Origin of the sequence: Psychrobacter sp. FME6 (assembly GCF_014861365.1) — a bacterium.
Classification (GTDB): Bacteria; Pseudomonadota; Gammaproteobacteria; order Pseudomonadales; family Moraxellaceae; genus Psychrobacter.
In genome coordinates this window covers 1-11,989 of record NZ_RRYW01000091.1, presented here as the reverse complement: position 1 = coordinate 11,989, position 11,989 = coordinate 1, and the positions used below count along the sequence as shown (strand labels likewise).

The 11,989-nt window shown below is 43.7% G+C and carries 10 protein-coding genes; 5 read left to right on the top strand and 5 right to left on the bottom strand.

The window, feature by feature from the left end; genetic code table 11:
- Positions 1 to 106: 106 nt before the first annotated feature.
- The 4 genes from EI162_RS11610 to EI162_RS11595 form a co-directional block, all read right to left on the bottom strand.
- Entirely contained in the window at positions 107 to 865 is a 759-nt protein-coding gene (locus EI162_RS11610) for an ABC transporter ATP-binding protein (protein ID WP_192524504.1), read from the bottom strand.
- Positions 866 to 914: 49 nt separating this feature from the next.
- Positions 915 to 2,012, bottom strand: coding sequence for an iron chelate uptake ABC transporter family permease subunit (locus tag EI162_RS11605; RefSeq protein ID WP_192524503.1), 1,098 nt, complete (start codon positions 2,010 to 2,012; stop codon positions 915 to 917).
- Positions 2,013 to 2,102: 90 nt separating this feature from the next.
- Positions 2,103 to 3,215 (bottom strand): ABC transporter permease, encoded by a 1,113-nt coding sequence (locus EI162_RS11600; protein ID WP_192524502.1) that lies wholly within the window; start codon positions 3,213 to 3,215, stop codon positions 2,103 to 2,105.
- 68 nt (positions 3,216 to 3,283) lie between these two features.
- Positions 3,284 to 4,336: a siderophore ABC transporter substrate-binding protein gene (locus tag EI162_RS11595; protein WP_192524501.1), complete on the bottom strand. Its 1,053-nt coding sequence runs from the start codon at positions 4,334 to 4,336 to the stop codon at positions 3,284 to 3,286.
- A 560-nt stretch (positions 4,337 to 4,896) separates the two neighbouring features.
- Here EI162_RS11595 and EI162_RS11590 point away from each other — a divergent pair.
- The 3 genes from EI162_RS11590 (at position 4,897) to EI162_RS11580 (ending at position 7,080) form a co-directional block, all read left to right on the top strand.
- Positions 4,897 to 5,787 (top strand): energy transducer TonB, encoded by an 891-nt coding sequence (locus tag EI162_RS11590; protein WP_192524500.1) that lies wholly within the window; start codon positions 4,897 to 4,899, stop codon positions 5,785 to 5,787.
- Between the two features lie 83 nt (positions 5,788 to 5,870).
- Positions 5,871 to 6,560: a MotA/TolQ/ExbB proton channel family protein gene (locus EI162_RS11585; RefSeq protein ID WP_192524499.1), complete on the top strand. Its 690-nt coding sequence runs from the start codon at positions 5,871 to 5,873 to the stop codon at positions 6,558 to 6,560.
- Positions 6,561 to 6,678: 118 nt separating this feature from the next.
- Positions 6,679 to 7,080 carry an ExbD/TolR family protein gene (locus tag EI162_RS11580; protein ID WP_192524498.1) on the top strand — a complete coding sequence of 134 codons (402 nt, stop codon included), beginning with the start codon at positions 6,679 to 6,681 and terminating at the stop codon, positions 7,078 to 7,080.
- A gap of 366 nt (positions 7,081 to 7,446) precedes the next feature.
- Here the strand turns inward: EI162_RS11580 and EI162_RS11575 are convergent, their stop codons facing one another.
- On the bottom strand, positions 7,447 to 7,986 hold the full coding sequence (locus EI162_RS11575) for a DUF2799 domain-containing protein (RefSeq protein ID WP_192524497.1): 540 nt from the start codon (positions 7,984 to 7,986) through the stop codon (positions 7,447 to 7,449).
- Between the two features lie 270 nt (positions 7,987 to 8,256).
- Between EI162_RS11575 and EI162_RS11570 the strand changes: the two genes are divergently transcribed.
- Positions 8,257 to 8,859 carry a hypothetical protein gene (locus tag EI162_RS11570; RefSeq protein WP_192524496.1) on the top strand — a complete coding sequence of 201 codons (603 nt, stop codon included), beginning with the start codon at positions 8,257 to 8,259 and terminating at the stop codon, positions 8,857 to 8,859.
- 266 nt (positions 8,860 to 9,125) lie between these two features.
- Positions 9,126 to 11,783, top strand: a complete 2,658-nt coding sequence (topA, locus tag EI162_RS11565; protein ID WP_192524495.1) for a type I DNA topoisomerase — start codon at positions 9,126 to 9,128, stop codon at positions 11,781 to 11,783.
- Positions 11,784 to 11,989 lie beyond the last annotated feature (206 nt).

Here is an 11,989-nt window from a genome sequence, read left to right as displayed (position 1 = left end):
AGGTGGTCTTTTTTTATGGCTTATATAATTTGTGAATGTTCAACACGCCCTAATTGTATTTACACTAATTTTTTATGGTTAGACTCTATATAGCTAGATTCTATACTTATACTGTATCGACAATCACTGGACGACCTTGATGATTTAAAACAGTCACATCGACGTTATATAACACTTTCATTGTTTCTTGTGTGAGTACATCCACAGGCGCTCCTGTGGCTAGCACGCGACCTTCTTTCATCGTCACCACGGTGTCGGCGAATTGCGCCGCTTGATTGATATCGTGCAAGACAATCACCACGGTTTTATTTTGACCATGGCTCAACTCACGCAGCTCACGCATTAGGCGCCCAGCATGGTACATATCCAGATTATTTAGCGGCTCATCGAGCAGTAAATACGGCGTATCTTGGCAAACAATCATCGCAATCAATACCCGTTGTCGTTGTCCACCCGATAACGTCGACAAAAAGCGCTCAGCCAAAGGCTCAAGCTCAAAACGTTCTATAATTTCCTGCACTTTTTGTTGATCGTGCGCGGTTGGCTGTCCTTGGTGGTAGGGATAGCGACCGAACATCAGCAGCTCGTGTACACGTAGCCGTCCTTGTACTTGGTTGTCTTGTCCAAGCATGGCGACAGTCTTGGACAAGGTTCGCGCATGACAGCTGACAATATCGTGCTCAGCGAAACGCACCTGCCCAGATTGAAGCGGCTGCAGGCGTGCCATCACCGAAAATAGAGTGGATTTTCCCGCGCCATTGGGACCAATTAAGGCGATAATTTGGGCACTTGGTAACGATAAAGTGATGTCATGTAAGATTTGTTGTTTGCCAATATGGTACGAGATGTTATCCAATTTAATCATAGGGGCTTCTTGTTTTTAGATAAATTTTGATCAGTTTTTTGGACTGGTATTACTGGCGACGTTGGCTTATAAAAATCAATATTAAAAATACCAAGCCGCCCGCCAATTCAATCACCACTGACAGTACGCCCGCCATGCCCAATACTTGCTCAAATACGGTCTGACCCAATACCAAGCAAATCATGGCCACCAAGCTGACCAGTATCAGTCGTTCGCTATGATACATATGGCGAGCAATGCGATTGGTTAAAGCGCAGACTAATAAACCAAAAAAGGTTACTGGACCGACCAATGCTGTCGCTGTAGCGACTAATACCGCAATGACTGTTAATAGCCCAAATGCCAGGCGTTGATAATGGATACCGAGGTTAATCGCTTGGGGCTTACCTAGCATCAACACATCGCACTGATAGCGCCAGCGCCAGATAAATAGCCCACTAATCACACAAATAAATAGACTGATACCAAGCAACTGTGGATTGACGGTATTAAATTGCGCATAGCTGGCAGATTGCACCACCACAAAGTCATCGGGGTTAATCAATCGTGCAATCAATGCCGATAAACTACGAAACAGCACGCCAAAAATAACGCCGACCAATATCAGCCGCGTCAAATCCTGACTGCTCTTGGAGAATAGCAACCGAAATAATAGCAATGATGCGCCAAACATTAAGAATATTTCAAGCGAGAATTTGGCAATCGGATTGATACTGGTAAAGCTGATCGCGCCCAAAAAGAACACCAATAAACTTTGCAGCAGCACATATAACGAGTCAAAGCCCAACAGTGATGGCGTCAAAATAGGATTGTGGGTCAAGGTTTGGAACAGTAACGTCGATACCCCGATAGCATAGCCAACCACCATCAGCGCCAGTAATTTTTTGCCTCGTAGCGGTAACGCAAAATCCCAATGACCGTTGACGTTGAGGGTTAAAAACAGAACCATCGAGATCAGCAGCACAATGGCCGCAATCGATTTTGGGTGATTGACGATGAATGTCCAAAATTGCGCTAGACGACTCTGTTCAGAAGAAGAGGTGTCATTATTATTTTTTTGAGTACTGTTTCTCGAGCTATTACTTTTTGAATAACTATTCTCTGAGCTACTATTTTTTGCAGCGCTAGGCGTAAAGGGTGAAAACATGCGCGAATCCTATAGTGCCAAGCTTATCTGGTAAAAAAGAGAGATAAGTGAAGAGGGTAGATAACTGATAACAGGGTTGAGTGACTGTTTTTATTGCTCGGCAGGCGCACGTAATAATAGCCATAAAAACAGCACGGTACCGACCACACCAAAGACCGTCGCCACAGGTACTTCAAACGGATAGCGAATAGAGCGACCAATAATATCGCAGAGCAGGACAGCTGAGGCACCTAATAGCGCAACTGCGGGCAAGCTACGACGTAATTTATCACCCATCAATCGACTGACGATATTGGGCACGACCAAACCAATAAATGGAATCATACCCACCGTCACCACGACAACGGCACTCATCATCGCCACCATCCCAACGCCAAGCCATGTGACTTGGCGTTTACTAATGCCCAAATTGAGCGCGATATTATCACCCAAACCAACGATGGTCAGTTTGTCGGCGATGATATAAGCCAATACACACAGCCCACCTGTCAGCCACAGTAGCTCATAACGACCAGCTAATACGCCAGAGAAGTCACCAAATTGCCATACACTTAGCATTTGTAACGACTCAGTTTGATAGGCGATAAACGTCGTCACCGCCTCGATGATACCGCCAAAGACAATGCCAATCAGTGGAATCATCAAAAAGTCAGTAGGCGGGATGCGGTGAATCAGCAGCATAAATAACATCATGCCAAATACAGCAGCGACGGTCGCCACGCCCATTTTGACGATAAGCGCGCTGGCTGGAAACAGCAAGCTGACCACCAATAGCCCTAGCGCCGCACTTTGGGTGGCACCAACCATCGATGGCTCAACGAAACGGTTTTTTAACACTACCTGAATAATCATCCCCGCTACTGCCATCGCGATACCGGTTAAGATAATGGCAATGGTACGCGGTAGTCGGCTGACCAACATTAATGAGCTATCCGAGTTGGCGCTATGACTGATGAGGCTTTGTAGGATACCTGACCATGAAAAATCCGCCACACCGATTGATAGGCTTAATAACACCAAAAACCCCATAATAATGAGGCTACCGGTGTTTATTAACCATGGCGGTATAGCGGCACGTCGAGGGTTGGTACTCAAACCTTTACTAGTGCTTTTTTGCCAGTGCGGTGAAGCAATAGGCAACGAAGCACTGGTTTTAGCGTGGGGTTTAGCGTGGGTATGAGCACGATGTGAAAATAACGACATAACTTATACTGGCTTAAAATGAGGTGCTAATCATCGATTAACAACAATGGCTTGCATGGTTATAGCGTTTATTTTGCGCTAGCGAATGCGTCTTTAATGGTCGTCAAATCTTGCATCCACTGATAATAGCCACCGAATGCTAGGTAAGAGTCTGGGCTCAAGTAAACCACTTGATCTTTACTCCATGCAGTGGTTTGCGCGACCAATGGGTTGTCCAATACTGCTTTGGCACCAGCGCTATCTTCACCAATCGCTGCACTGCGATCAACGACAAACAACCAGTCTGGATTGGTTTTTTGTAGGTATTCAAAAGACACTGGCTGACCGTGGCGCGCATCCGATATTGACTCGTCTGCAATGGGTATATCCAGTACAGTATGGATAAAGCCGTAGCGCGATTTAACGTTATAAGTAGAAAGTTTATTACCATTAACCATGACGACTAGGCCTTTGCCTTTATCCTTGGTTAAGGTTTTAGTCTCATCGATGAGACCGTCGATATTACCTTGCAGCTTAGCCGCCTGATCGCTCTTACCAAACAAAGCGCCCAAATCATGCAAACGCTGTTTACTTGATTCATAAATATTCGCGGTATCAATACTCATATCCAACGTCGGTGCGATACTGGATAGCTCATTATATTTTTCTGCCATACGCGAGCCGACCAAGATCGCTTGCGGCTGCATCGCATTTAAGTCTTCAAGATTGGGCTCAAATACGGTACCGACTTCTTTGGGCTCAGGCTGTACTTCAGAATGTAAGTTATCTAGATGTAGCCCGCTTGGCATACCATCAACCGCCACATCAAGCGCTGCTAAATCTTGTAACAAGGTCATGTCATAAACCACCAACGGCGAGGGGTTCATTGGTAGATCGACCTTGCCTTTTACCGTATCGACTGAGATTTTTTCAGCAGAAACAGCATCATTATTGTCAACATTTGAGGCAGAATCAGCCGTTTGGTTTTCAGCCTTGGTTTCTGTTGGCTCAGCATCGCTCGAATCAGGCGAGCTACAGCCTGCTACACCGATGGTGGTAAACAGTGCCGTCACCATGACAGCCAATAAGGGGCGTTTAAAAAGAGGGGTAGAAGAACGGCTAGATAATGAATTAATAGACATAAATGACTCGGTATATCGTAGGTTTGGAGAATGTGAAAAATAAAAAGAGCTTGTCTAGTATGGTTGTGCGCGCTAGATACTACTCGATAGTAATGCTTTAAGACTTCTTATTTTTTATTGCTGTTTTTACGCTTAAGGATTAAAGCGCTTAAAAATTAATATGCTTATGATAAAGTAATTGAGACTTATTATCAATACAGATGATAATGGTTTTTATTAACGATAGCTGAATAGTTTGCTAATATACTTCAATTATAGGCAGTTCTACATAAAATCGAGATGTTGGTAACCACGTGCTACGGTTATCAATTTTTCTTGCTTGCTGTTCGTAAGCGTGACAGGGGCTACGAAAAATTTAATCCAGTAGCACTCGTATCGGTTTTAAGGTGAATCAGCTATATAATAAAGGTTTGTTAAACCTGAAGGTGAATGACCTTACAATAGAGCTGTAAATATTTTGTTAAGTAAAGAAATTATTATAAATTTATTATTGATAATAATTATCGTTTGCATTATCATCTACGCCATTCTACTCCGGTTAAAATAAAAGTTAGGCTGTTATGAGTTCAACGGATTTAGACGCGCCACCACTTAGGTCAATACTCATTGCTATTATCATAGTGGTGACGCTACACGTGCTCACGGCAGTAGCATTGGTGGCGATAAAACCGCCTGAGATAAAAGTCGAGCCAGAAAAAGACACGCCACCTATCGAGATAGAGATGGTGACGTTACCGCCGCCACCCGTTGAGGTTGAAGAGAAAAAAGTTGAAGATAAAAAATCTGAGCCAGTTAGTAAGGTTAAGTCTCAACCTAAAGCTGCCTCAATAAAAAAACATAAGCCTAAGCCTCCAAAAGTAAAAGATACTAAGAAAACACCACTGTCAACGCCTGGCAATAGTGATCTACCTGATGAGCCTCCACCTGAAAGTACGAATAATTTATCTGATAATTCTAATACGCCAAAGCTAGGAGGTATCGTAGACAGTAGTTCAACTACGGTTATTCAAAAAAATGATGTCACTGTTCAAAAACCTACGACTAGCACCCATACAAGTAATAATAAACCCACAAAGCCGACCAGTAGTGGTGGAGATAGTGCGGTAAATAATAAAAGTGGGGATGACGAAGTAACAGAAGCACCAGTCGATAAAGGTCCGGTAAGTTTCGGTGCTAGTGAAGCTACCTGGAAACCCGGACATCAGCCTAATCTTAGTTTTCTTAAAGGGGAACGCAGGCGTCTTAAAAAAGATATTTCAATAACAGTAAAAATTATAGTAGACGAAAAAGGCAATATTGAGAGTGCAGTTATCTCTTCAGGAACAGGTAATAAAAACATAGATAGCAAAATTCGCAAAGCTATAAAGAAAGCTAGACTTAATCCTTTTATAAAAAATGGAGTAGCTGTGAAAGGTACTGTTACTCTGCCTGTTGTTTATGAAATAAAATGAATACATTGATTATTTAAGCGTTGGGTTATACACAGTAGTGACCGATATCTTAAGCCATAATACAAAATACAAAGGAGTCTGATATGGACTTTACAACCTACTGGCAATATAGCGATCTAGTAACTAGAACCCTGTTCTTTTTGCTACTCGCCTTATCTATCTTCTCTTGGGTAACCGGTATCATACGGATACTACAAAGCCGTAAATTGGCTGCCAATGTCGCCGATGACTTGAGTCAGCAAATTCAGACTAAGCAAGCAGAGTTAATAGAGTCGGATACAGCGACACGTCGTTTGGTGATAGAGCAGACTTTACTCAAACATATCGGTCGCTATCGCTTTGTCAGTGAGCGCGGACTACCAGTTCTCGGCACGACCGCGGCGATTGCGCCATTTATTGGTCTATTTGGGACAGTGTGGGGTATCTTTCATGCGCTGCATAATATTGGCACGACGGGACAAGCAGGCTTGGGACAAGTGGCAGGACCGGTTGGTGAGGCGCTGATTATGACAGGTCTTGGTATTGCAGTTGCGATTCCAGCGGTGGTGTTTTATAACCTTGCCGTACGTATCAATCGCCGTGTGATGTACCACGCCAATGACAGAGCGCATGATTTATTGGCGCAATCAACCGAGCTTGCCGCCGCACAGCAATCATCAATGCAGCACAGCACTACGGCTACCCAAGCCCAATCAGCGACAACGATAGACTCAGATAGACAAACTGCTCAAGCGTCAGAACATTATAATAAATCAGCAACATCGCAGCTATAAGCGCTGTTTATTGAGAATGTTATTTATTAATAATGTTTTGAAATCCAAAAAGGCGCCTCTGACGCCGGTTAAAACGCACTAACGGCAATGATTATAACGAAACGTATTGAGAGTAATTATGGCATTTCAATTGGGTGATGATGACAGTCAAAGCATGAGTGAGATGAACCTCATTCCGCTTATCGATATCATGCTGGTATTGATGATTATATTTTTATTGACGGCGACTGTGTTGAATCCAACGGTGCCATTAAACCTGCCAAAGACCAGTGCCGAGGTAAATGAGCCGCCACCAGAAGCCATTCAAATTAGCATTGATAAAGACGCAGGAATATTTTGGGACAGTGATCCGATTAGTATGGAGGAGTTAGAGCAGCGTCTACAACAGCAAAGCGCTGAAAACAAAGACCCTTCAGTACAATTGAGTGCGGATAAAGAAGGCAAGTACGATACGGTCGCGCAAGTATTGGCAGCAGCCAGTCACGCCGGATTGACCAAAATATCCTTTGTTAATGAATAGCTTTGTTAATAAAGCATTTTTGTGATACCTATTTGTGATACATAAGATACATAAAAGGTATCGGCTAACTCGTGGCATTTATATGTTGATATTTATACCTTTTATACCTGCTTTATATGATTAAACTTACCGCTAAAACCAGCAAGCCTATTAATAGAAAAATAGCCAAAACAATAAGAAGAATCATTAAAATAATAAACTTTCTCCAGCCTCACATGGGCAACCTTGTGAGGTTTCCTTTATTTTAATGTAGTCTTAACCTTTAAAGACATCGAGCCGTAATACGGCTTGTATATGTTGGAGCTATTTTAATAACACGTTAATTGAACCGTATTACTTCTGTTTTGAGCTGATTATAGGTAACCATTACCAACCATAGCCAAGTGGGCGATGGCCGTAACCGAAACGTCCAGGGCCATAACCAAATGGATAAGGCGAGCGTAGATAGTCAAGGTCGCGCTGACGAATATAATAGTAGCGTCCTTGCGAATAAGCTTCTTCTAGCTTCTCAATACCTTCGAGAGGACAAACAGGCTGCCAATCATAACCTTCACGGCCGAGCTTATAAGCATTGAGCTCGGTACAATAGTTTTTTAGCCCTTGCTGTCGGCCTTGCTCCCATTGAATACGGTTTGGCGTAGCGCCGACTACGCTGGCACATTGATTAGCATACTGACCGAAATACGCGCCTGAGCGACCACGGATACCGTCGGCATAGCCCACTTCTTGCCAGTTACTGCTTTGACATTGCTGCGGCGTTAGGCTTTGGGTGGTTGCACAGCCTGATAAGGTAAATAAAGCCGCACCCATTAGCGATAGAGCAATGCTGGATTTACTCGTGGCTTTATTGGCCAGTTTATTAGCAAAATTAGCGGCCGATGAGTTTCGCTTAATAATATTATTCATAATAAACCTGCGCGCGTCTAAAATTATGGTTTATCATAGCACCTTTTTAGACGCACGACTTTTTGTATCTTGTTATTGCGCTTATGTTTAGTTGAGCTAAGTGTTTGATCTGCCACTACAAATAGGCATGTCGTTATGAGCCGTTCAACTGGCTATCCAGTGGTTGTGAGATTTTGCTGCTTGATTTTTAATGGTTCGTGCTCATTATAAGTAACGGTATACTCGTCGTCTATTCGCCACCCCTTCATTTAGTTAAAAGGCCAGACCATCATGGGAACATTGATTGGCGTTATCATTGTACTATTCGTATTAGGGAGTATGATGGCGCTCAAACCTAGCGGTATTGATCAGCGTTTGGATAAGCTGCGCATGACCGCGCGTCGGTTGCAGTTGAACCCAAAACTCGTCACCTGTCCTGATTGGGTTAAGGGGAAGGACAATGAATATGGTCGCGGGATGATGGGCCAGTACTGCTTGGTGCTAGAAGATACGAAGTTGCCGCATACGCGCTATCAAGTGATCGATGGGCAGTGGCGACCAGACAGAAGTTTTATCGATACCAAGAGAGACGACGTCAAACTCACTATCCCAAGTATCACTCGGCCTAGTCAAAACAATAGCAATACGGCTGTAAAAAAGATTGATTTTAGTTTGGATAAAATGCCATTGGATTTGCCAGTTAGTATCGAGCCGTTTGTCAAAGGCCTATGGACCAAGGCAAATAGCATCGTCATTTATTGGGAAGATATCGCTTATGTACGTCCGTCAACCAATCCTACTTATCAGAAGAAACTGATTGAAGAAGATTTATTGGCGTTAAAAGAAAAGCTTGAGCAATGGGCTATAGAGGTGCATAAAAAGCCCAAGAGCTAGTAAATTGTTTTTTAATCTCCATTAATGTGTAATATGCAAGTACTTTTGGCATACTCTCAGTCATTTGCAGTTGACAGTTTAACGCTTAGCAGTGTAACGTCTTTATAACTGATTTTTTGTCTTATAGTTATTGCTTGTTTTATAACCGCTTTTTATCGGCAGCTACCACTACAATAATTCGCTGAGCAATTATAGCTAATTACTATAAATTGCCGTGCTGCCGAATGTATTCTTACTTTAATTTACTTATTATGGTGTCGTCACACATGGCAAAAACTACAACCAAAAAAAAACCAGCATCCGCTGCTGGCAATCCAAAAGGCAAGTCTTTAGTGATTGTAGAATCACCCGCCAAGGCAAAAACGATTAATAAATACCTTGGTGATGATTTCGTTGTCCGTTCAAGTATCGGTCATGTTCGAGATTTACCCGTTGGTGCGAGCAAGAGCGCGAAAAAACCAGCAGCAACCAAAAAAGATGAGAGTCTGACCAAAGAAGAAAAAACCCAGCAAGCATTGGTACGGCGTATGGGCGTCGACCCTGAACATAATTGGGCGGCAGTCTATGAAGTATTGCCAAATAAAACCAAGGTCATCAAAGAGCTCAAAGCCTTAGCCAAAGACGCTGACAAAATCTATCTCGCAACGGATATGGATAGAGAAGGGGAAGCTATTGCTTGGCATCTCAAAGAAGTGATTGGCGGCGCGGACAGTAAATATGAGCGCGTGGTCTTTAACGAGATTACCAAATCTGCCATTCAAAACGCCTTTAAGCAGCCCTCCAAACTCGATATTGATCGCGTCAATGCCCAGCAGGCAAGGCGCTTTTTAGACCGTGTGGTTGGTTTTATGGTATCGCCGCTGCTATGGCAAAAAGTCGCTCGTGGTCTATCTGCGGGGCGTGTGCAATCGGTTGCCATGCGTTTGGTCGTAGAAAGAGAACATGAAATTCGTGCCTTTATCCCCGAAGAATACTGGCAGATTCATGCGGATACTCACGTTGCCAGTAGCAAAAAGGACGCTGAGCAAATCGCGATTCGTTTAGAAGCCACTAAACAAGGCGGCAAAACGCTTAAGCTGGTCAATAAAGAACAGACCGATAAAGTCTTAGAAGTTCTTAACACAAACGACTTTATCGTTAAAGAGCGTGAAGAGAAACCAACGCAATCTCGTCCAAGTGCGCCTTTTATTACCTCGACTCTGCAACAAGCCGCCAGCACACGGTTGGGATTTTCAGTTAAAAAAACCATGATTTTAGCCCAGCGTTTATACGAAGCAGGTCATATCACTTATATGCGTACCGACTCTACCTTTTTGTCCGGTGATGCGTTAGCTGCGGTACGTGGTTATATCGAAGACAGCTACGGCGAAAAATATGTGCCAGAAAAACCAAACTTCTACGGCAACAAGCAAGGCGCACAAGAGGCGCATGAGGCGGTTCGTCCTTCTAACGTCAATATGAAGTCAACCCAGTTGAAAGGGGTTGAGCGTGACGCGATACGTTTGTATGAGCTGATTTGGCGTCAGTTTGTTGCTTGTCAGATGCTGCCAGCTAAATATCTGTCAGTGAATCTATTCGTCAGTGCCAATGACGTTGAGCTAAAAGCCCGCGGTCGTACCCTGGTGTTTGATGGCTTTACTAAGGTTATGCCACCCGCTAAGACCGACGATACTTTATTACCTGACGTCAAAAAAGGCGATAAGTTAACGCTTGATAAGCTAGATCCGAGCCAACACTTTACCAAGCCGCCACCGCGCTATACCGAGGCAAGCTTGGTCAAAGAGCTGGAGAAAAAAGGTATCGGTCGTCCATCGACCTATGCATCTATTATCTCGACTATTCAAGACCGTGGTTATGTGAAGCTTGAAAACAAGCGCTTATTTGCTGAAAAAATGGGCGATATCGTCACCGATAGACTGACGGCAAGCTTTCCAGACTTGATGGATTATACCTTTACCGCCGCGCTTGAGGATAAGCTTGACCATGTCGCTGAAGGCGATACGGACTGGAAAGATGTCCTCGATAACTTCTACGGTGATTTTAAAACTACCCTCGATCGCGCTAAAGAAAAAGACGGCATGCGCCCCAATGACCCAACCGATGTCCCAGACGTACATTGCGATCTTTGTGATCGTCCGATGCAGCTGCGCACTGGTTCAACGGGTGTATTCTTGGGCTGTACCGGTTATAACTTACCACCGAAGGAGCGCTGTAAAGGCACCAAAAACTTAATGCCAGTCGAAGCGTTTGCCAATCTTGACGACGCCGAAGGCGATGATGAAGCAGCCGAAGTCAGAGACTTGATGGAGAAAAAACGCTGCCCGAAATGTGGTACGGCAATGAATGGTTATATCGTCGATGGTGGCCTCAAGCTACATGTTTGTGGTAATAATCCTGATTGCGATGGCTACATTTTAGAAGAAGGTAAGTTTGAAGTCCCAGGCTCAGATGCCCCAACCATCGATTGTAATAAGTGTGATGGGCAGATGGAGCTAAAGACCGGACGTTTTGGACCGTACTTCGCTTGTCAGAAATGTGACAACACACGTAAAGTGCTCAAAACGGGTGAAGCAGCACCGCCGCGCATGGATCCAATCCATATGCCAGAGCTAAAATCGACCAAGCACGATGATTATTTTATCTTGCGTGAAGGGGCGGCAGGTATGTTTTTAGCGGCGTCTAAGTTTCCAAAAGTACGCGAAACACGGGCACCAAAGTTGGCTGAGCTGAGACAGATTAAAGATAAGATGGAAGATAAATTCCAGTATTTGTTTGAAGGCCCAGATGAAGACCCTGATGGTAATCCAACAATACTGCGTTGGTCACGGAAGAAAAAAGAGCAATATATCGGTTCTGAAAAGAACGGTAAAGCATCGCGTTGGGGAGTGTATTGGCGTAAAGGCGAGTGGGTAGAAGAGTCGTAAACTCCTTTACCTTTAGACTTTTATTAAAGGCTTGTTGTTTATACGATAAACATTGCTTTAAGCCACAAAAAAACCTCTTAGACTCTAAGAGGTTTTTTTGTGTGACTAGCTACTTGTGTAACTAATTAATAGTATTAAACTTAAACGTTATTAGGGCGTGTTGAACATTGGCGACAAATTGATGGCAAAAAAAATAGCGAACGGTT

Coding starts and splice junctions, on each gene's coding strand:
- EI162_RS11575 (WP_192524497.1), bottom strand. CDS start 7,986: ATGAATAATATTATTAAGCGAAACTCATCGGCCGCTAATTTTGCTAAT.
- EI162_RS11595 (WP_192524501.1), bottom strand. CDS start 4,336: ATGTCTATTAATTCATTATCTAGCCGTTCTTCTACCCCTCTTTTTAAA.
- EI162_RS11605 (WP_192524503.1), bottom strand. CDS start 2,012: ATGTTTTCACCCTTTACGCCTAGCGCTGCAAAAAATAGTAGCTCAGAG.
- EI162_RS11570 (WP_192524496.1), top strand. CDS start 8,257: ATGGGAACATTGATTGGCGTTATCATTGTACTATTCGTATTAGGGAGT.
- topA (WP_192524495.1), top strand. CDS start 9,126: ATGGCAAAAACTACAACCAAAAAAAAACCAGCATCCGCTGCTGGCAAT.
- EI162_RS11600 (WP_192524502.1), bottom strand. CDS start 3,215: ATGTCGTTATTTTCACATCGTGCTCATACCCACGCTAAACCCCACGCT.
- EI162_RS11585 (WP_192524499.1), top strand. CDS start 5,871: ATGGACTTTACAACCTACTGGCAATATAGCGATCTAGTAACTAGAACC.
- EI162_RS11610 (WP_192524504.1), bottom strand. CDS start 865: ATGATTAAATTGGATAACATCTCGTACCATATTGGCAAACAACAAATC.
- EI162_RS11580 (WP_192524498.1), top strand. CDS start 6,679: ATGGCATTTCAATTGGGTGATGATGACAGTCAAAGCATGAGTGAGATG.
- EI162_RS11590 (WP_192524500.1), top strand. CDS start 4,897: ATGAGTTCAACGGATTTAGACGCGCCACCACTTAGGTCAATACTCATT.